This is a genomic window from Pseudomonas sp. UBA7530 (genome assembly GCF_002479365.1).
Classification (GTDB): Bacteria; Pseudomonadota; Gammaproteobacteria; order Pseudomonadales; family Pseudomonadaceae; genus Aquipseudomonas.
The window spans coordinates 412,066-430,916 of the sequence record NZ_DLMS01000011.1 but is presented as its reverse complement, the minus strand read 5'-3'; the positions used below and the strand labels follow the sequence as shown (position 1 = coordinate 430,916).

Sequence of the window (18,851 nt, the reverse complement as noted above, 5' to 3'; positions counted from 1 at the left end):
CCACCTGGCTGTCAGCCGGCGACTGCAGGTCGACTGATCACGTAGTCGCCTTCCAGACCTTTCGCCGGAACTCCCCCTGGGAAAGACCCGCATGAAAAGAACCCACTGGCTGCACATCCTCGACTGAGGACGAGGCTATACGGCCGGGCTGGCGCTGCAGGATGGCCTGGGGGCGATCATCGTTACGCTGATGCAGATTCCGCAGAGCCTCGCCTATGCCATGCTCGCCGGGATGCCACCGGTAACGGGTTTGTATGCCAGTATTCTACCGCTGATCGCGTACGCCCTGCTTGGCTCCAGCCGGGCCCTCGCCGTCGGACCGGTAGCGGTGCTATCGCTGATGACCGCAGCGACGCTCGGACCGCTGTATCCCTTCGGCAGCGCCGAGTATGTCGGGGCGGCAATGCTGCTCGCCCTCCTCTCGGGACTCATCCTGGCCGGCATGGCCCTGCTGCGGCTCGGCTTCATCGCCAACTGTCTCAGCCATCCGGTGATTTCCGGCTTCATCAGCGCCTCGGGCATTCTGATTGCCGTGGGCCAGTTCAAGCACATCCTCGGCATCCAGGCCAGCGGCGAAAACCTGCTGGAGCTGCTGCCGTCACTGGCAAGCAACTTGGGCGGCATGCACGTACCGGCCATGCTGCTCGGGGTATCCAGTCTGGTGCTACTCTGGCTGTCGGGTAGCCAACTCAGGCCCTGGCTGGTGCGCCTCGGCCTGCGCCCGCCCCTGGCCGCCAACCTCGCCCGAACGGCACCAGTGCTGGTGATCATCCTGTCCATCCTGCTGGTTACCCTCCTGCAACTGGAGCAAGGTGGCCTCAAGGTGATCGGCGACATCCCCCATGGCCTGCCGCCGCTAGACTACCCATTGATCCTCAAGCTACTGCCGGCTGCTCTGCTGATAAGCCTGGTGGGCTTCGTCGAGTCGGTCTCGGTGGGCCAGACGCTGGCGGCCAAACGCAAGCAGCGCATCGAACCCGACAACGAATTGCTCGGGCTAGGCGCTTCCAATCTGGCGGCTGCGTTCAGCGGGGGATTCCCGGTGACGGGCGGCTTCGCCCGCTCAGTGGTCAACTTCGAGGCCGGCTCCCGGACGCCCATGGCCGGCGTATTCGCAGCAGCCGGCATCGCCATAGGCGTCTTGCTGCTGACCCCCTTCCTGCATAACCTGCCCCAGGCCGTGCTGGCCGCGACCATCATTGTCGCGGTGCTACGCCTGGTTGACCTGAACTCCCTGGTGCGCACCTGGCGCTATTCGCGAGCGGACGGGGCGGCACAGCTCGCCACCCTCGCAGGCGTGCTGCTGTTCAGTGTCGAGAGCGGTATCCTGCTCGGCGTTGGCTTGTCGTTGCTGCTCTTCCTCTGGCGCACCAGCCGCCCGCACATGGCTGTTGTCGGCCAGCTACCCGGCAGTGAACACTTCCGTAACGTCGAGCGCTTTAGCGTGCGGCAAAGCCGGCGCGTTCTGTCGCTGCGCATCGACGAGAGCCTGTATTTCCCCAATGCCCGCTACCTCGAAGAGCGCATCGCCGAACTGACCAACCAGCACCCGGACATCGAACACCTGGTGCTGATGTGCTCCGGGGTAAACCTGATTGACGCCAGTGCGCTGGAGAGCCTGGATGCAATCGCCGAACGCCTGCGCTCGTGTGCGATCCAGCTGCACCTGTCCGAAGTCAAAGGCCCGGTGATGGATCGCCTGAAGCGCTCGCATTTCGTGGAAAGCTTCGCCGGTCGCATCTTTCTCAGCCAGTTTCAGGCGCTCAGCGAACTGGATCCCCACAGCATGCCACCCGCCGCCACTGAGGTACTCGCCCCGAATCGCTAGGGGTGCTGTCGCAAAATTACCGCTCCGATGACACCGGCGCAGCCCTAGGCCTGCCCGCAGCGGCTTGAGCAATGGCTTATGGCAAGACAGCACACCAGCCCTCTCCCGCCGGATGCCCACCCGGGTAGCTCAGGCATGCGCGTTCGCCGTAAGCCTGCCCGGTACATCGTGGCAGCAGTGGCACAGTCGAGCGCAATCCTCTGCCACCCGAGAAAGGCGCTGCCCCCCCCAACGCTGGGGGTTCCTCGTCTCCCCAAGCGCACTAGTCTGATCAGCAGGTTGAACCGAACGCTGTGCGTGATGCGCCAGAGGCCGGTTGCACCACACGCTTAGCGACACGCGTAAGGAATGTTCGAGGTCATCCGGCCGAAACGATTGCCGAGACGGGGCATACAGCATGGTTAGAAAGGTTCTGGTCACAGGGGTAGCGATGATGCCGTTCACTGCGAACGGTAGTCCTGCAGAACCCGCGGCATTGGCAGCCGGCGCGGTGCAGCTGTGCCTGGCCGATGCCTGCATCGATTTCGAGCTGATCGACCAGATTTTCACCGCCAACGCGCATGCCGGAGCCGCCGTTGGCGAGCACGCCATGCGCAGTTTCGGCCTTACCGGCACGCCTCTGGTCAGCATCAGCGATGGCGAGATGTCCGGCTATACGGCCTTTCACCTGGCGCGCCAGTGCGTACTCTCCGGCGAAGCCGAATGTGTTCTGGCGGTCGGCTGCGAAGCCTTGTCCAGCGACAGCGCCGGTCGCACCTCGTGCGGCCTCGACGCGGTTCCCGAAACCGACCGTGAAAGCCTGCTCGTCAGCCAGGACCTGCGGGATCTGCTGATGCTCAGGCAGTTTCCGGAGAAACTGTTCGCCGCCCAGATGAGCGCCCTGCAGGCGCTTCTGGGGGGGGCCGCGGCTGTCAGCGAGCGCGTGCTCGCTCAAGCGCACCGGCAGGCCCGACTCAACCCCCATGCCCTGCTCAACGCCGACCAAGACTATCTGGGCGAGGGCGCGCCCTACCTATGCCCGCCGGCCAACGGAGCCGCAGCCGTCCTCCTGTGCAGCCCCGAATTCGCCCGGCGCTATGGTTTGCGCGCCGACGTGGCCAGCCTCGCCAGCGTGCGCGGCAGCGATACCGAGGGCGACCTGCAATCACTGTCAGTACTCGATGTGCTGGGGCGCGCGGCGACCCGGCGGGTTGCCTGCCAGGCCTACGAACACGCCGGCCTGGGCCCCGAGGACATCGATGTGGTCGAGTTGCATGACCATAGCGTGGCCGACTACCTGATCGGCTGTGCAGCCCTGGGTTTCTGCAGCGAAGCGCAGATGGACTCATTCAGCCGGGGCCGCCACGCCGGTGAAGATGGTCAGGTGGCAATCTGCCCCTCCGGTGGTCTGCTCGGCCGGGGCCATGCGCCCGGGGCCAGCGGCCTGGCGCAGGTAACTGAACTAGTCTGGCAATTACGCGGTGACGCCGGGGCACACCAGGTCAAAGACGCACACACAGCCCTGCATCACAGCTCGGCGCTAGGGCGCGCGGTGTCAGTCGGGATTCTGCAACGCATGTTTTAGGGTGCGATTCAGACTGTTTCGCTAGGGCAGCAATAGATAGACACGAGATCGAACGATCACAACAAGAGGTAGGTAAACCAATGAAATACAACAATAATAAAATCAACCTCCAACGCGGACTCCTGGCCACGGCAGTCCTTGTCGGGCTGGGTCTGTCTCCGGCCCAGGCCTTCGAATTCGATACAGGCAGCGAAGACTGGTCGATCCGCTTCGACAATACCGTCAAGTACAACTACGGCGTGCGCACCGAGAGCGCCGACAAGCGCATGCTCGGCACGCCGAACAGCAACGACGGCGACTACAACTTCCGCAAGGCCGGCACCAATATCACCAACCGCGTCGACCTGCTCAGCGAACTGGATGTGGTCTACCAGGGCAGCATGGGCTTTCGCGTCAGCGCCGCCGGCTGGTACGACAAGGCCTATGACAACACCGGTTCCAATTCCAATCCGTTCGTCAATGGCAATGGTGCCCAATCGGGCCAGGTGCTGGAAGATCCACGGACGCCCCTGATTACCGCGGATGGCGTCGGTTTCGGTAGTCCCCACCTGAGTCGCTATGCCAAGCGTTACTACAGCGGCCCCTCCGGCGAGATTCTCGATGCCTTCGTGTTTTACAGCACCGAGGTTGGCGAGCAGTCCCTATTCAGCGTCAAGGCTGGCCAGCACAACGTGTTCTGGGGTGAAACCATCCTCAACCCAGTGCACTCGGTGAGCTATGGCCAGGCAGGCCTGGATCTGGCCAAGCTGTCAGCGTCCCCTGGCACAGAGGCCAAGGAATTGTTCATTCCGCGCAACCAGATTTCCACCTCCTTCACCGTCAATCCGGAACTGACCATCGGCGCCCAGTATTTCCTCAACTGGGACGAGGCTCGCCTGTCTGAAGCCGGTACCTACTACGGTGGCTCCGACCTGCTTGGGCAAGGCGCTCAGTCAATCTTAATCGGACATACCGGAACCCCGGGTTTCCTGCTTCAAGATGCGCTTACCAATATTCGTCGTGGCGATGACCTGACCCCGGATGACCGTGGCGACTGGGGTGTAATGGCTAAGTGGTCACCAGAATGGCTGGATGGCACCCTCGGCGCCTACTACCGTAAAACCTCGGATATTCTGCCGCAGGCATGGTTGGATGCCTCGTCGTTCTCTATTGCCGGGGCACTGCCGTTGCCAGGGGGGGCAGTGCCCAACCTGCTCAACTCGCTGTCCACCGGCACTTACCAGCTCGCCTATGGCGATGACATCGACATCTATGGCATCAGCCTGTCCAAGGAGTTCGGCGGTGTCAGTGTCGGCAGCGATCTGAACTTCCGTCAGAACATGCCGCTGGCCAGCATTCCCGCCGTGCTGAGTTCAAGCAGCCCGCTGGGGCTTGGCAATGGCTTCGCGGCCATTCCCCCACGCACGGCCGGCACGGGCGTGGTCTTTGGTACACCCCGGGACGGCGACAGCATGAGCGCCACCGGTGACACCCTGCACTGGACCCTCAATGGCTTGATGACCATTGCCGACACCCCACTGTTCGATGAGGGCACCCTGCTTGCCGAGCTTTACTACAGCAACCTGATCAGCCTCGATAGCGAGAACGAGGCGCTGTACAAGGGCAAGAGCACCTACCGCGGTATCGACAAGCCGACCCGTGACAACTGGGGCCTGGCGGTCAACTTCACCCCGACCTGGTACCAGGTGTTCCCGGGTGTCGACCTGAGTGCGCCGCTGTCGGTCAACGTCGGCCTCGACGGCGTATCGCCGGTGGTGGCCGGTGGTGCGGAGGACGCCGGCACCTACTCCGTCGGCCTCAGTGCGGCGATCTACAACAAGTACTACGTCGACCTGAAGTACGTCGACGCCTTCGGCAAGAGTCAGTCCTGCGATGACGGCCAAGCCGATGGCACCACGCCCAACGTGCTCGACGGCGAAGAAGACTACACCTGCTACGCCGGTGGCTACACGGCGTTCACCGGCGGCGGCGCCAGCGCCGTCTACCTGACCCTGAAAACCACCTTCTGATCCACGAATTGCTTGCAAACAAGCAGGAGAACAACAAGATGAAATTCGTGCATACGTTACTGGCTACTTCCCTGGCCCTGACCCTCGCCGGACAGGCCCAGGCGGCCGTCTCCGCGGCGGAAGCCGCCAAGCTCGGCGTCGAGCTGACCCTGGTCGGCGCAGAAAAGGCGGGCAACGCCGACGGTTCCATCCCGGCCTACGCGGGTGGCCTGACCACCGCCCCGGCCAGCTACAAGCCCGGCGACCGCATGCGCCCCGACCCCTTCGTCGACGAGAAGCCAGTATTCGTGATCGACGGCAAGAACGTCGAGCAGTACAAAGATCAGCTGACCGCCGTGGCCGTCGAACTGGCCCGGCGTTACCCCAGCTTCCGCATGGAGGTCTACCCGACTCACCGCAGCGCCTCCATCCCCCAGGGCGTACTGGACAATACCCTGAAAAACGCCATCACGGCCAAGACCACGGAAGGTGGCAACGCCATCGAGAACGTGCTGCCTGGCATCCCCTTCCCGATCCCGCAGTCGGGAGCCGAGGCCATGTGGAACCACCTGCTGCGCTACCAGGGCGTGAACATCGAAACCAAATACGACAACTGGTTTGTCGACAGCAACGGCCGGCCCAGCCTGGCTTCCACCGCCGACGCCTGGATCAACTTCGGGGTGTACGACGACTTGAGCAAGCCGATACAGGCGAAGGACACCTACTATCAGATCAAAGTGATGTACACCGACCCGGCCCGGCGTGCCGGTGAAGCGATCCTGCTGCGCGACGCGGTCAACCCACTGGAACAACCACGTCGAGCCTGGCAGTACCTGCCCGGCGTGCGCCGGGTCAAGCTGGCGCCGAACCTAGCCTACGACACGCCCAACCCGGGCACCGCCGGCTCGGCTACCTACGATGACGCCTTCGTCTTCAGCGGCGCGCTGGACCGCTACGACTGGAAACTGGTCGGTAAGAAGGAGCTGATCGTGCCCTACAATACCTACCGCGTGACCTACGAGAAAGACGTCAAAAAGCTGGTCACGCCCAACCACCTGGAGCCAAGCTCCGTGCGCTGGGAGAAGCATCGCGTGTGGGTAGTCGAAGCCACCCTCAAGGAGGGCGCCCGCCATATCTACCACAAGCGCCGCTTCTACCTGGACGAGGACTCCTGGGTCGCCCTGGCTTCGGATCAGTACGACTCCCGCGGCCAGCTGTACCGGGGGGCCTTCGCCTTCCTCAGCCAGAGCTACGACCAGCAGGTTCCGGATGCTGCGCCCAACGTCACCTACGACCTGATCAGCGGCAGCTACAGTGTCAGCGCCCTCGCCGGCCCGTACGGCGGCATCAAGTACAGCGAGCCCCTGTCCAAAGCCCAATGGTCCTCCGAGTCGCTGGCCGGTGCAGGCATCCGTTGAGCTAGGTTTCAGGCTACTCCGCCTGCCCGGTCGACGCCGGGCAGACTTTGCGCCGGAGTGCATGCCCATGCATTCCGGCGACTTTTTTTCCAAGAGGACGCACTATGTGTTCTTTCAACAAATGCGTGCTGCTCGTGCTGTGCGCCACGTTGACGCTGGTGCAGGCTGTCGCTCAGGCAGCCAGCTATGTCGATGTACTGGAACTGCCGGCCAAGCCGAGTGCCCTGGCCGTGCGCAGTCCCTTGCTGGACGTGACCCGCGCGGGTGAGCGTCTGGTCGCTGTTGGCCAACGTGGCCACATTCTTTATTCCGACGATGCCGGCGAGCGTTGGCAGCAGGCCGCCGTGCCGGTCAGCGCCGATCTGAATGCAGTGCATTTCCCCACTGCCGAGCAAGGCTGGGCGGTGGGCAACGATGGCGTGATCCTGCACAGCAATGACGCCGGCGCGACCTGGAGCAAGCAGCTCGACGGCCGCGCGATCGGCGCGTTGCTGGTCAAGCATTACGGCGCGCTGGCCAGTGCCGAGCCGGCCGACGAGCAATGGCCGCTGCTGGTAGCCGAAGGCGAGCGCCTGACGGCCGACGGCGCCGACAAGCCGTTTCTCGACGTCTGGTTCGCCGACACCCAGCGCGGTTATGCGGTCGGCGTGTTCAACCTGATCCTGGCTACCCGCGACGGCGGCCAGAGCTGGACGCCGCTGCAGGACCGCACCGACAACCCCCAGGGCTTGCACCTGAATGCCATCGCCGCAACCGGTGATGCGCTGTACCTCGCCGGCGAACAGGGCCTGCTGCGCAAGTGGGATGCCGAGCAGGAGCGCTTTGTCGCCGTCGCCACGCCCTATGAGGGCAGCTACTTCGGTCTGATCGGTAGCCCTGGCGAGGTGCTGGTCTACGGCCTGCGCGGGCATGCCTTTCACAGCCGCGACGCCGGCCTGAACTGGCAGCCGCTCGACAGCGGCCTGCAGGTCAGCATCACCGCCGCCGCGCTGGATGCCCAGGGCGACTACCGGCTGTTCACCCAGGCCGGGCACATGCTCCGGGCCGGCGCCGACGCCGCCCTGCAGCTGGTGCCACAGGCCCAGCAGTCGCCGGTCGCCGGCGCCACCCTGGCCGCCAATGGCGCCCTGGTGCTGGTGGGTACCCGTGGCGTGCGCGTGCTGCCCGTCGAATAACGAAAAGAATTAGAAGAGCGAGTACCCTGACATGGGCACAATCCAACAAGACACCATGCCGGTGATCCGCGATGTTCGCGATTTCGACACGAGCACCGGCAACCTGCTCGAGCGCATGGTGTTCAACCACCGCGTGCCGTTCATCCTGCTCATGGCGCTGGTCACCCTGGTGCTGGGCTACATGGCGGTGACCCGCCTGGAGCTGCGCCCCAGCTTCGAGAAGATGATTCCGCAGAGCCAGCCGTACATCCAGAATTACCTGGAAAACCGCGCCTCGCTGCGCGGCCTGGGCAACTCGGTGCGGGTGGTGGTGGAAAATACCGAGGGCGACATCTTCGACCCCGAGTACCTGGAGGTACTCAAACAGGTCAACGACGAGCTGTTCCTCACCGAGGGCGTCGACCGCGCCTGGATGAAGTCGCTGTGGAGCCCGGCGGTACGCTGGACCGAGGTGACCGAGGAAGGCTTCCAGGGCGGCCCGGTGATGCCCGATACCTACAGCGGCACGCCGGCGGACATCGAGCTGCTGCGGCAGAATATCAACCGTGCCGGCATCGTCGGCAGCCTGGTAGCCAGCGATTTCAAGTCGAGCATGCTGATCGTGCCGCTGCTCGACAAGGACTCGGCCACCGGCCAGGGCATCGACTACCACCAGTTCTCCCGGGTGCTCGAGGAGAAACTGCGCGACAAGTACGAGTTTTCCGCTGACAGCGTCCGCCAGGGCGACGCGGAGGGCAGCGGCAAGATCAAGATCCGCGTGATCGGCTTCGCCAAGCTGATCGGCGACCTGATCGATGGCCTGATCCAGGTGATGATGTTCTTCGGCGTCGCCGTGCTCAGTGCCTTCTGCATCATCCTGCTGTACACCCGCTGCCTGCGCAGCACCCTGCTGGTGATCGGTTGTTCGCTGATGGCGGTGATCTGGCAGCTGGGCATCGTCGCCTGGCTCGGCTACGCCATCGACCCCTACTCGGTGCTGGTGCCCTTCCTGATCTTCGCCATCGGCGTGTCGCACGCCTCGCAGAAGATGAACGGCATCATGCAGGACATCGCCCGGGGCATCCACCAGCTGGTGGCGGCGCGCTACACCTTCCGCCGCCTGTTCATCGCCGGGGTCACCGCGCTGCTGTCCGATGCTGTGGGCTTCGCCGTGCTGATGCTGATCGACATCCCGGTGATCCAGGACCTGGCGATCACCGCCAGCATCGGCGTGGCCGTACTGATCTTCACCACCTTGCTGATGATGCCGGTGGCGCTGTCCTATGTCGGCGTCAGCCCCAAGGCCGCCGAGCGTGCGCTGATCATCGACGCCCATGCCATCCAGCATCGCGGCCTGGGCAAGCTGTGGGACCTGCTCGACCGCTTCACCACCCGCAGGTGGGCGACCGGCGCGGTGCTGGTGGCCCTGCTGCTGGGCATCGGCGGCTTCATGGTCAGCCTGCAGCTGAAGATCGGCGACCTCGACAGCGGCGCCCCGGAACTGCACGCCGACTCGCGCTACAACCGCGATAACGCCTACATCACCGGCCACTACGCGCTGTCCAGCGACCTGTTCGCGGTGATGATCAAGACCGGCCCGGAAGGCTGCCTGAACTACCGCACCCTGGTCCTGGCCGACCGCCTGGCCTGGGAGCTGCAGCAGCATCCGGGGGTGCAGACCACGGTGTCGCTGGTCAACGCGGTACGCCAGATCACCGCCGGCTCCTTCGAGGGCAACCCGAAGATGAACAGCATCCAGCGCAACCAGGACATGCTCAACTACGCCGCGCAGCAGGCCTCGGTCAATGCCCCGGAACTGTTCAACAGCGACTGCTCGTTGATGCCAGTGATCGCCTACCTCAAGGACCACAAGGCCGAGACCCTCGACGAGGTGGTGGCCATCGCCGACCGCTTCGCCCAGGAAAACAGCAGCGAGGAGCGCCAGTTCCTGCTGGCCGCAGGCTCAGCCGGGATCGAGGCAGCGACCAACATCGTGGTGCGCGAGGCCAACCGCACCATGCTGCTCTACGTCTACACGGCGGTGATCATCTTCTGCCTGATCGCCTTCCGCAGCTGGCGCGCGGCCGTGGTGGCGGTGCTGCCGCTGGTGCTGACCTCGATCCTGTGCGAGGCGCTGATGGTGTACATGGGCATCGGCGTCAAGGTCGCCACCCTGCCGGTGATCGCCCTCGGCGTGGGCATCGGTATCGACTATGCGCTCTACCTGCTCAGCGTCCAGCTGCACTTCCAGCGCCAGGGTCTGCCGCTTGCGGCGGCGTACAAGAACGCGGTGGCCTTCACTGGTCGGGTCGTGGCTCTGGTCGGCGTGACCCTGGCCGCCGGGGTGATCACCTGGGCCTGGTCGCCGATCAAGTTCCAGGCCGACATGGGCATCCTGCTGACCTTCATGTTCGTCTGGAACATGCTCGGCGCGCTGATCCTGATCCCGGCGCTGTCGCACTTCCTGCTGCCCAGTCATAAGGTCTGAGGCTGCATAGTGCCTGCCGGAGCGCCAGTGGCGCAGCACACCGGCAGCTCATCCACAGGCCGCAGCAGGAGCCTGTGGCGCGAGCCCGGAAGCGCATTAGCCGGTGCATGAACAAAGACCCTCAACCGCTACGCGCCAATCACGGCCGCCCCAGTTCGCCCAGCATAACTTCAGAGGAATCCGCACCATGAGCAGCATCGCTGTCGCCAGCATCCACAGCCGCGTACGCGAATTGGCACCGGGCTTCGTCGTCAGCCTGATAGTCGCCGCAGCGGCCACCTTCCTCTCCGAGCACTACGGCGCGCCAGTGATGCTGTTCGCCCTGCTACTGGGGATGGCCCTGAATTTCCTGGCCGCCGACGGCCAGTGCAAGGCCGGCATCGAGTTCACCGCGCGCAGCGTGCTGCGTATCGGCGTCGCCCTGCTGGGCATGCGCATCACCCTGGAACAGATTGTCGGCCTCGGCTGGAAGCCGGTGGCGCTGGTGGTGATCGTGGTGGTGGTGACTATAGGGATCTCGGTGCTAGCGGCCAAGGCCCTGGGCTTCAAGCGCATTTTCGGCATGCTCACCGGCGGCGCCACCGCCATCTGCGGCGCCTCGGCGGCACTGGCGCTGGCGGCGGCACTACCTAACGATCCGCAGAAGGAGCGCGCCACCCTGTTCACCGTGATCGGCGTCTCGGCGCTGTCGACCCTGGCGATGATCGTCTATCCGATGATCGCCAACTGGTTCACCCTGTCGCCGCAGGAAGCCGGGGTGTTCCTCGGCGCCACCATCCACGACGTCGCCCAGGTGGTCGGCGCCGGCTACAGCATGTCGCCGGAGACCGGCGACACCGCCACCGTGGTCAAGCTAATGCGGGTGGCCATGCTGGTGCCGGTGATCGTCGTCGCCGCCATGATCACCCGCATGCAGGGCGCCGACCCGACCGGCAAGCGCCCGCCACTGCTGCCCTGGTTCGCCGTCGGCTTCGTCATCCTGGCCTGCGTCAACAGCACCGGCTGGGTGCCGCAGCTGGTCCAGGGCGGGATCAACGAGCTGTCGCGCTGGTGCCTGGTGGTGGCCATCGCTGCCCTGGGCATGAAGACCCAGCTCAAGGAGCTGGCCTCAGTCGGCATCAAGCCGATCCTGCTGATGGTCGGCGAGACGGTCTTCCTGGTCGCCCTGGTGCTGCTGTTACTGCACTGGGGGTTTTGAAGCCCAAGACCGGCCAGAGCCGCCAGAACCACCAGAACCACCAGAACCGAGAATGGACAAGATGCGAACGACCGTGCTGTTGTTTCTGCTGTACCTGTTGAGTCCGCTGACCTGGGGTGATGGGCGCAGTGCCCAGCAGCTCAGCGAAGTCGGCAGCCGCAGCCGGCTGCTGTGTGCCAGTGCCATGGTTTATTTCAACCCGCAGGAGCGCAGTCCCGACCCACGTAGCCTGACTGCGGTCTTTCATCACCTCAACAGCCTGGAGACCCACGTGTTGCAGCTCGGCCAGCCGGACCAGCTGGCGCAGCCAGTGCGCGCCATGAAAGGCCTGTTCGCCGAACTGGACCGCCTGCCGCATGCCCAACGCGAGCGTTATCCGGAACTGGTGCGACAACTGCTGGTAGCGCACCGGCAGCTGCAGCAGGCCACCGATACCTACTCACGCGCGCAGCCCGGCCTGCTCGTAGCTAAGCCGCTGCAACCGCTCAATGCGCTGAGCCAGGCCCTGGGCAATCTGTTGCTGGACTACCAATTGCGCCGCTACCCGTTGCCGGACAAAGCGGAATTCGCCCTGACGCCGGCCCAACGGCTGGCCCTCGACTGCGCCATCGAACAGCGTTTCGACGGCCGCTGGCGGCGCATTCGGCGCATGCCGAGGTGCTGACCAAGGTCAGGGGCAGTTATCGCTTCGTGCGCGGCGAACTGCAGCAGGAAAACAGCCGCGCCCAGGGCGGTGCCGAGTTCTATCTCAGTCGCGCGGTGCTCGATCTCGACGAGCTGGCGATGACGCTGGCGCAGACTGCCGACTGAACACCAGCAAGCCCGGGGGGGGCCGCCTAGTTACCGGATTGTCGCTCGGCCCCTGTCGCCATTCGATAGTGGGCCGGGGTCACGGCATGGGTCGCGCGAAAGCAGGCGGTCAGATGGCTCTGGCTGCTGAAGCCACACTCCTGAGCGACCTGCGCGATCGGCATCGGCGACAGGGTCAGCAGCTTGCGCGCCTGCTCGAGGCGCACGCTGAGGATATAACGGTGCGGCGGCATGCCCATGGCGTCTTCGAAGATGCGGCGGAAATGGGCCAGGCTGACATCGGCGAGCCGGGCCAGCGTCGCCGTACGCAAGTCCTCGGCCACATGCTCGTGGATATGGTTGAGCACCCTCTGCAGTCGCGCAAAATGCACATGCCGCGGGTTGATCCCGCGCGTCCCGGCCGTCGTCAGCAGCCGAAAGGTCTGTTCGAGCATCAGTTCGGCCAATTGCGCCATGAACCCCTGATCGGCCAGGCGCCCCTTCTGCAGCTCATTGACCAGTTGCAGCGCCAGTGCCCCGACCAACGGGTCACTGAACGGAATCGGCTCATCGCGCGAAGCGGCCAGCCGGTTCAGGCTCTGCATGGCGCTACTGCCGCCATCGAGAAAATAGAACACGGCGAAATCCACCGTGCCAGCGTAGTACCAGTGCGTGGGTACACCGCCCGGTAACAGCTGCGACTGGGTTGGCAGACTCAGGCTGCGCCAGTGGTCGATCTCCCCTTCCCGCACACGGCCGCCACCAAACTGGGTGACCAGGCTGGTCATGTCGTTGCCGGACACGGTGCGCTCTACCGTCTGATACAGGTAGCGCTCGACATAAAGCGGTGCCGAACCGCCTATGCGGCCCTCGACGATGGGGCTATGCCCCAGTTCCCGACGAACCTTCAGCCAACTCGGTGCAGGCATGCAAGCGTCCTCCGTGGATGAGTCTTTTTTGACAAATATACGGGTCTTTGTTGAAAGCCGCGACTGGCATCGACACCTAGAGTACAGGTCATAAGAAAACCGAGCGGCATGACGAGGCCCACCATGAAACTAAGCAATCGGATCAATCTGCCAGACATTTCAATGACCGGCTTTGAAACGCCGCTGAGCGAGATCGAGCGCGGCATCCAGGACAGCGTGCATCGCTTTGCCAAGGACTTCATGCGCCCCCTCGGCCAGGAACTCGACAAGATGAGCGCCGAGCAGGTGATCGCCCCGGGTTCGCCGTACTACAGCCTGTTCAGCGAAGCCGCCAAGCTTGGCCTGGACTCCGATCTGCTGGCCGAACTGCCGCCGGAAACGGCCGTGCGCGTCGAGTCGATGATCGGCGAGGAAATGGGCTGGGGCGATGCCGGCCTGGCGGTGTCCCTGACCGTGACTGCCTTCCCGAGCGAGATGGCCAAGACCGTCGGCAACCAGGAACTGATCGACCTGTGTGCCGGCAAGATCGGCTGCTGGATGATCACCCATCCGGATAAGGGTTCCGACGTCGGCGCCTTCGACCTGCAGCGCGAATGGGTGCCTGGCCAACCGGGCAACAAGGGCAACCTGTTCGCTAAGGTCGGCGAGCACGAGATCGTCATCAACGGCCAGTGCTCGGCCTGGGTGTCCAACGGTGCGGTGGCGCAGGTGGCCCTGGCCTACATGACCGCCGACTATGGTGACGGCTTCTACGATGCCCAAGGCCGACCCAACGGTGTCACCGTGATCGTGCCGCTGGATCTGCCTGGGGTCAGCAAGGGCAAGCCGCTGGAAAAGATCGGCCAGCGCGCCCTGCCACAGGGCGAGGTCTACTTCGACAACGTCAGGATTCCCAAGCGCTTCGCCATCGCACTGCAGGACGAGTATTACGGAAATGTCGCCTCGGCCTGGTCGTTCGCCGGCACCCACATGTCACAGATGTTCACTGGCGTGGCCCGTTCCGCCTTCGAACTGGCCCTGGCCTACTGCCATGAGCGCAAACAGGGCGGCCAGTTGCTGATCAATCACCAGCTCACCCGCCACCGCATCGGCGACATGTTGCGCCGCGTCGAGCTGTGCCGGGCCGTCGCACGCCGCTCCCTGGCCTATGCCCGGCTCAGCCCACAGGGCCACCCCTGGGCCACCGCCTCCGGCAAGGTCACCGTAACCACGGAAGCCATGCACGTGGTCAGCGAGGCCCTGCAACTGTTCGGTGGCAACGGCCTGACCCGCGAATACCCGCTGGAGAAACTGTTCCGCGATGCCCGCGCCGCACTTATCGAGGACGGCGACAGCTACATGCTGACCACCCGCCTCGGCTTCCTCGCACAACAGCTGTTCGAGGACGGCTGGACACAGAACTGAGTGTCCGTCCCCCACGGCCCCACCTAACAAGAGCAAGAGAGAGGAAAGAGAAATGGCTAAGTACCCCGTAGTTGTTTATGGCGCCAGCGGCTACACCGGCATGCTGACCATAGACTGGCTGATCGACCAGGGCATCCCCTTCACCGCCGTGGCCCGCAACGCCAAGCGCACCCAGGAAATGATGGCCCAGCGGGTGGTACGTCTCGAATCCGCCACCTATGAAATCATCGAGGCCGAACACAACGTCGACGCCCTGGTCAGCGCCTTCAAGGGCGCCAAAGTGGTGTGCAACACCGTCGGCCCGTTCGTCAATTTCGGCCTGACCGCCGTCGAGGCCGCGCTCAAGGCCGGCTGCCACCACCTCGACACCACCGGCGAGCAGGGCTACATCCGCCAAGTGCGCGAGCAGTTCGGCGAGCTGTATCGCCAGGCTGGCCTGCTGGTGTCGCCGTCCATTTCCTACATGTACAGCTTCTCCGAAATCGCCGCCGAGCTGGCCCTGGAAACCCAGGGCATCGATGCCCTGGAAACCGCCGCCATGTGCCGCGGCCCGCGCGATGTCGCTGGCGTCAGCGTGGGATCGGCCGCGTCCATCTTCGAGCTGTTCCGCTCCGAGCAGTGCTACCTCTGGGACGGCAAGCTGAAAGCGCATGAGGTCACCGCTGCGTTCAACATCGTCGACCCGAACTTCATCCAGCCAGTGTTCTCCCTGCCCTGGAGCGGCACCTCGCTGCCGGTCTATTTCGAGCAGGGGATGTAAGCCGGAACCCCAGAAATTTCCGTCACCCTAGTTGGGTGGGCTCAACACTCGTGTCACCAGCTACCTTCTGGAGAATCGAGCTCGGCCATCCCTCCCTGGACGGGCATCGCTCGACGATGTTCAACGGCTCCCTCACGGGGCCGTCGTTTTGTGGGGGCTATTCCATCCACAAGTCGTCGAGGTTCTTGAAGTTCCAGAGCGTCGGGTCTTCGGGGCCAGTGATACTGTCCTTGCAACTCGTGGCCGCCAGGTCGATGGTCTGCATCGGGATCGGCTCTCTCGAGCGTAGCGAGAAGAACACGCGAACCTTGGGAGTCAGCAGTGATTCCATTCCCGGCTCAACGACAACGGCCAGACGCTGAGAGGACAGGCGAACCAAGGAGCCGACGGGGTAGATGCCCACGGCCTTGACGAAGGCGTGGAAGATGCGTTTGTCGAAATGGCCCTCCCACTTGGCCATCTGCCGCATCGCCGCGGACGGGTCCCACGGCTTTTTGTAGGCTCGCTCCGACGTCACGGCATCATAGACGTCGCAGATTGCGCCCATGCGGGCCAGGAGTGAAATGGCGTCACCGGCCAAGCGATCCGGGTAGCCGGTTCCGTCGATCTTCTCGTGATGGTGCAGGGCAATGTCCACCACCCCGGGCTCGGCCCCGCCTGCGCGCAGCATCTTTGCGCCCTCCACAGGGTGGCGCTTCATGATGGCGAACTCGGCATCGGTGAGCTTGCCTGGTTTGTTAAGCACTTCCAGCGGCATCGCGGCCTTGCCTAGGTCGTGCATCAGTCCGCCGATGCCAGCCAGGCGCGTTTGCTCCTCGTCTAGATCGAGATGCCGGGCCAGCGATAGCATCAGGGCGCAGACGGCAACCGAGTGCAGGTAGGTGTAATCGTCGTGCGTTTTGATGCGTGCGACGCTGATGAGGGCATGAGGTTGGCGCAGCACCGAGGCAGCGATTTCTCCGACCAGCGGCAACGTCGTGCTTGGGTCGACGGCCTTGCCAAGCCGGGCTTCCTGGAACATGTCCATGACTTGGGACTTGGCCGCAAGACAGAGTTTCCGTGCATAACACATTTCGCTCTCCATTGAGGTTGCGCCGTCACTTTTCTTGCTTAGTGGACTAGACGGCAGAGATTGCTCCTCCGACAATTCTCTGGGCTCTGGGCTCTGGGCTCTGGGCTCTCTGGGCTCTCTGGGCTCTCTGGGCTCTCTGGGCTCTCTGGGCTCTCTGGGCTCTCTGGGTCGACTTGGCTTTTGGCCAAGTCGACCCAGACCTCCCCGACGCCACATTCTCGAATGGCAGAGAGATCCTGAGGCTCGGTCAGCAGGAAGCTGCCGCGCCAGAATGGGTGTCGAACCCAAGAGCCGGCGAGCTTGTGGATGTACATGCCGAGACGAAGCTCGGATACGGGAATGCGTTTTACCAACTTATTTTCCTTTCTGAGTTGGGTGGTTAGGCGTGCGCCGAGGCTGGCACCCAGCGGTAGAGCGGAGGTAAGGTCACGCCAAGATTCTTGGATCAGCCGGAACCGCCGAAATTTCCGTCAGCCGATCAACATGGCTTTGTCTCGCGCTCGGTCGATGCGTTCCTGCATCGCCTGCATGACTTCTTCGTGGGTGTACGACTTGGCGTTGGGGTCGTCGGCCTCTCGGAGAGCTTCCTCGACCTCGCGGGTCATCCGCGCATATTCTTCCGGCCACAGCGCTTGCTCCATGCGCAGCGACGCCTGCCCAAGCAGGTGCAGCAGGCCGAACAGCCGCATGTCATTGGTGGCGACGACGTGCTCTCGAATCCGCTCCTGGATCACCTCGCAGGCCCGATGCGCCTCTGGCGTCGCCGTGCCCTCGTAGCCGGCTGGGAGTTCTGCTTCTTCAGCGATTCGCGCCCAAGCGATAGCCAGCGCCTCGATGGTGGACAGGTTCATTTGCTCATCCACTTGCGCAGCAGACGCTTTTTCAGGGAGGCGCGCTCTTGCGGATTGCGTCCCTTGTGGTTGGCAATGCGATCCGCCGTGGCGGCCTGGCGCTTGATGGGCCAGTAGGAGCGGCCATCCTTACCCATCGACCAGACGTTGCTGACCTGGTTTTCCAGTAGAGGCAGATGGGCGCATAGAGCTTCCGGCGACGCGCTGGCCAGCGCGGTGCGCTCGTGGGTTCGCCAGCGCTGATGCCAGAGTTTCTTGTCCTCGCGCTCGCTACGGCAGGTCGTGTGCCCAACGATGGGCGTTTTGCGGCGGCTGCGGCTCATGATGTGGTTGTCTCCAAGAACATTCAGGACAGGCTTTCTGGGTAGAGCGCCGTCAACCGGGACAGGGTTTCTTGCACTTGTTCCAGCGAGGTCATCAGATGATCAACCTGATCCTGAAGATCCACGGCGAGATCAAATAGCTCAGCCACTCGGCTGCGTGATCCCTCGTTGAACGCGGCCATTGCCAGTTGATGCAGCTTCAACAGGTCGGTGCGCAGTTGCGGAGGTGCGCCGTCTGCGCTGTCATTCAAATCGCCGCGCAGCACGTCCACGGCATCGACTGCACGCAGCAGTGCCGTGGTATCGAAATTCTCGGGAGTCAGTTCGTCCCATTCGTCGTCGGTGATGCGGGCTGCCATCAGGAGAGCTCCGATTAAGCGGTTGCGAGCGTTAGATGCCCGATCGGCTCGGCTGCTGGCCGTACCTTGATTTCGATGTCGTAGCCGAGGCGATTCAGACAATCCATCAGCTTGCGTTCGGATAGATTGGTGAAGTCGCCGCGCATCATGCCCGACACCTTCGGTTGCGGGATGCCCATGCGTTTGGCCGCCGCTTGTTGAGTCAGCCCAAGGGCGCGCATGGCCCTCCTGATCTCGACCACCAGGCCGGTCTTGATCTTGAGCTTTTCAGCGTCAGGCAGTCCAAGGTCGGCAAAGACGTTGCCCGAGCTGCGCTGAACCTCGACGCCTTCAATGATTCCTTTTTGCATTTCGTAGCTCCTGTGCCAATACCTCGGCCACCTTCAGCCGAGCGCGGATGATGTCCATGTCGGCCTTTGGCGTGGCGATTCCGCTCTTGCTCTTCTTCTGGAAGCAGTGCAGGACGAACATCGCTTCCGCAAACTTGACCGTGTATACCGCTCGATAGGTGCCGCCGGCATCGTCTTCGACGACCTCCAGCACGCCGGCACCACCGAACCCCTTGAGCACCTTTGCTGCGTCATCCTGATCGCCTATCTGCGCCAACGAGAGCGCGTAACCGAAACGGCGACGCACGTCGGACGGCAACGCCATCAAATCCTTGTGGCTGCTCGCGATCCATTCGAGCGGTTTTTCTTTGTTTGTCATGACGGAATTTTATACCTG

The 18,851-nt window shown here is 63.6% G+C and carries 19 protein-coding genes; 11 read left to right on the top strand and 8 right to left on the bottom strand.

Annotation, left to right across the window (positions count from 1 at the left end; translation table 11 throughout):
• Positions 1–190 precede the first annotated feature (190 nt).
• The 9 genes from B2U07_RS15925 to B2U07_RS15885 all read left to right on the top strand — a co-directional run bounded on the left by B2U07_RS15925 (position 191) and on the right by B2U07_RS15885 (position 12,448).
• The gene (locus B2U07_RS15925; RefSeq protein WP_419096350.1) at positions 191–1,828 is read left to right on the top strand and encodes a SulP family inorganic anion transporter; all 1,638 of its coding nucleotides are present in this window, start codon (positions 191–193) and stop codon (positions 1,826–1,828) included.
• 397 nt (positions 1,829–2,225) lie between these two features.
• Entirely contained in the window at positions 2,226–3,392 is a 1,167-nt protein-coding gene (locus B2U07_RS15920) for a thiolase C-terminal domain-containing protein (RefSeq protein ID WP_296277336.1), read from the top strand.
• Positions 3,393–3,472: 80 nt separating this feature from the next.
• Complete coding sequence (locus tag B2U07_RS15915; RefSeq protein WP_296277335.1) at positions 3,473–5,401, top strand: DUF1302 domain-containing protein; 1,929 nt, start codon at positions 3,473–3,475, stop codon at positions 5,399–5,401.
• Between the two features lie 38 nt (positions 5,402–5,439).
• Positions 5,440–6,798, top strand: coding sequence for a DUF1329 domain-containing protein (locus B2U07_RS15910; protein WP_296277334.1), 1,359 nt, complete (start codon positions 5,440–5,442; stop codon positions 6,796–6,798).
• A gap of 104 nt (positions 6,799–6,902) precedes the next feature.
• Positions 6,903–7,973: a YCF48-related protein gene (locus B2U07_RS15905; RefSeq protein WP_296277333.1), complete on the top strand. Its 1,071-nt coding sequence runs from the start codon at positions 6,903–6,905 to the stop codon at positions 7,971–7,973.
• Positions 7,974–8,004: 31 nt separating this feature from the next.
• Positions 8,005–10,440, top strand: a complete 2,436-nt coding sequence (locus B2U07_RS15900) for an efflux RND transporter permease subunit (protein ID WP_296277332.1) — start codon at positions 8,005–8,007, stop codon at positions 10,438–10,440.
• A gap of 187 nt (positions 10,441–10,627) precedes the next feature.
• On the top strand, positions 10,628–11,638 hold the full coding sequence (locus B2U07_RS15895) for a YeiH family protein (RefSeq protein ID WP_241474446.1): 1,011 nt from the start codon (positions 10,628–10,630) through the stop codon (positions 11,636–11,638).
• Between the two features lie 52 nt (positions 11,639–11,690).
• Positions 11,691–12,302: a hypothetical protein gene (locus B2U07_RS15890; protein ID WP_241474445.1), complete on the top strand. Its 612-nt coding sequence runs from the start codon at positions 11,691–11,693 to the stop codon at positions 12,300–12,302.
• Positions 12,296–12,448 (top strand): hypothetical protein, encoded by a 153-nt coding sequence (locus tag B2U07_RS15885; RefSeq protein ID WP_241474444.1) that lies wholly within the window; start codon positions 12,296–12,298, stop codon positions 12,446–12,448. Before B2U07_RS15890 ends, B2U07_RS15885 begins: the two co-directional genes overlap by 7 nt.
• A 26-nt stretch (positions 12,449–12,474) precedes the next feature.
• Here B2U07_RS15885 and B2U07_RS15880 read toward each other — a convergent pair whose 3' ends face one another.
• Positions 12,475–13,356, bottom strand: a complete 882-nt coding sequence (locus tag B2U07_RS15880) for a helix-turn-helix domain-containing protein (RefSeq protein ID WP_296277331.1) — start codon at positions 13,354–13,356, stop codon at positions 12,475–12,477.
• 123 nt (positions 13,357–13,479) lie between these two features.
• On the opposite strand from B2U07_RS15880, the gene B2U07_RS15875 reads away from it, so the two are divergent.
• Together B2U07_RS15875 and B2U07_RS15870 are read left to right on the top strand one after the other, a co-directional pair.
• Positions 13,480–14,760 carry an acyl-CoA dehydrogenase family protein gene (locus B2U07_RS15875; RefSeq protein ID WP_296277330.1) on the top strand — a complete coding sequence of 427 codons (1,281 nt, stop codon included), beginning with the start codon at positions 13,480–13,482 and terminating at the stop codon, positions 14,758–14,760.
• 52 nt (positions 14,761–14,812) lie between these two features.
• Positions 14,813–15,520 carry a saccharopine dehydrogenase family protein gene (locus B2U07_RS15870; RefSeq protein WP_296277329.1) on the top strand — a complete coding sequence of 236 codons (708 nt, stop codon included), beginning with the start codon at positions 14,813–14,815 and terminating at the stop codon, positions 15,518–15,520.
• 157 nt (positions 15,521–15,677) lie between these two features.
• On the opposite strand, the gene B2U07_RS15865 is transcribed toward B2U07_RS15870, so the two are convergent.
• The 7 genes from B2U07_RS15865 to B2U07_RS15835 all read right to left on the bottom strand — a co-directional run bounded on the left by B2U07_RS15865 (position 15,678) and on the right by B2U07_RS15835 (position 18,833).
• Positions 15,678–16,547, bottom strand: a complete 870-nt coding sequence (locus tag B2U07_RS15865; protein WP_223198360.1) for an HD-GYP domain-containing protein — start codon at positions 16,545–16,547, stop codon at positions 15,678–15,680.
• An 83-nt stretch (positions 16,548–16,630) separates the two neighbouring features.
• Entirely contained in the window at positions 16,631–16,906 is a 276-nt protein-coding gene (locus tag B2U07_RS15860) for a DUF3391 domain-containing protein (protein WP_267130131.1), read from the bottom strand.
• 156 nt (positions 16,907–17,062) lie between these two features.
• Positions 17,063–17,443, bottom strand: coding sequence for a hypothetical protein (locus B2U07_RS15855; protein WP_001054412.1), 381 nt, complete (start codon positions 17,441–17,443; stop codon positions 17,063–17,065).
• Positions 17,440–17,766 (bottom strand): hypothetical protein, encoded by a 327-nt coding sequence (locus B2U07_RS15850; protein WP_000091614.1) that lies wholly within the window; start codon positions 17,764–17,766, stop codon positions 17,440–17,442. Before B2U07_RS15850 ends, B2U07_RS15855 begins: the two co-directional genes overlap by 4 nt.
• Positions 17,767–17,789: 23 nt before the next feature.
• Positions 17,790–18,125 carry a hypothetical protein gene (locus B2U07_RS15845; RefSeq protein WP_000741275.1) on the bottom strand — a complete coding sequence of 112 codons (336 nt, stop codon included), beginning with the start codon at positions 18,123–18,125 and terminating at the stop codon, positions 17,790–17,792.
• A 14-nt stretch (positions 18,126–18,139) separates the two neighbouring features.
• Complete coding sequence (locus B2U07_RS15840) at positions 18,140–18,475, bottom strand: helix-turn-helix domain-containing protein (RefSeq protein ID WP_203788597.1); 336 nt, start codon at positions 18,473–18,475, stop codon at positions 18,140–18,142.
• Complete coding sequence (locus B2U07_RS15835; RefSeq protein ID WP_203788600.1) at positions 18,456–18,833, bottom strand: type II toxin-antitoxin system RelE/ParE family toxin; 378 nt, start codon at positions 18,831–18,833, stop codon at positions 18,456–18,458. Before B2U07_RS15835 ends, B2U07_RS15840 begins: the two co-directional genes overlap by 20 nt.
• Between the last annotated feature and the right edge of the window lie 18 nt (positions 18,834–18,851).

Coding starts and splice junctions, on each gene's coding strand:
- B2U07_RS15865 (WP_223198360.1), bottom strand. CDS start 16,547: ATGGACATGTTCCAGGAAGCCCGGCTTGGCAAGGCCGTCGACCCAAGC.
- B2U07_RS15880 (WP_296277331.1), bottom strand. CDS start 13,356: ATGCCTGCACCGAGTTGGCTGAAGGTTCGTCGGGAACTGGGGCATAGC.
- B2U07_RS15925 (WP_419096350.1), top strand. CDS start 191: ATGCAGATTCCGCAGAGCCTCGCCTATGCCATGCTCGCCGGGATGCCA.
- B2U07_RS15870 (WP_296277329.1), top strand. CDS start 14,813: ATGGCTAAGTACCCCGTAGTTGTTTATGGCGCCAGCGGCTACACCGGC.
- B2U07_RS15845 (WP_000741275.1), bottom strand. CDS start 18,125: ATGGCAGCCCGCATCACCGACGACGAATGGGACGAACTGACTCCCGAG.
- B2U07_RS15910 (WP_296277334.1), top strand. CDS start 5,440: ATGAAATTCGTGCATACGTTACTGGCTACTTCCCTGGCCCTGACCCTC.
- B2U07_RS15900 (WP_296277332.1), top strand. CDS start 8,005: ATGGGCACAATCCAACAAGACACCATGCCGGTGATCCGCGATGTTCGC.
- B2U07_RS15875 (WP_296277330.1), top strand. CDS start 13,480: ATGAAACTAAGCAATCGGATCAATCTGCCAGACATTTCAATGACCGGC.
- B2U07_RS15920 (WP_296277336.1), top strand. CDS start 2,226: ATGGTTAGAAAGGTTCTGGTCACAGGGGTAGCGATGATGCCGTTCACT.
- B2U07_RS15835 (WP_203788600.1), bottom strand. CDS start 18,833: ATGACAAACAAAGAAAAACCGCTCGAATGGATCGCGAGCAGCCACAAG.
- B2U07_RS15840 (WP_203788597.1), bottom strand. CDS start 18,475: ATGCAAAAAGGAATCATTGAAGGCGTCGAGGTTCAGCGCAGCTCGGGC.
- B2U07_RS15905 (WP_296277333.1), top strand. CDS start 6,903: ATGTGTTCTTTCAACAAATGCGTGCTGCTCGTGCTGTGCGCCACGTTG.
- B2U07_RS15855 (WP_001054412.1), bottom strand. CDS start 17,443: ATGAACCTGTCCACCATCGAGGCGCTGGCTATCGCTTGGGCGCGAATC.
- B2U07_RS15895 (WP_241474446.1), top strand. CDS start 10,628: ATGAGCAGCATCGCTGTCGCCAGCATCCACAGCCGCGTACGCGAATTG.
- B2U07_RS15890 (WP_241474445.1), top strand. CDS start 11,691: ATGGACAAGATGCGAACGACCGTGCTGTTGTTTCTGCTGTACCTGTTG.
- B2U07_RS15850 (WP_000091614.1), bottom strand. CDS start 17,766: ATGAGCCGCAGCCGCCGCAAAACGCCCATCGTTGGGCACACGACCTGC.
- B2U07_RS15860 (WP_267130131.1), bottom strand. CDS start 16,906: ATGTACATCCACAAGCTCGCCGGCTCTTGGGTTCGACACCCATTCTGG.
- B2U07_RS15915 (WP_296277335.1), top strand. CDS start 3,473: ATGAAATACAACAATAATAAAATCAACCTCCAACGCGGACTCCTGGCC.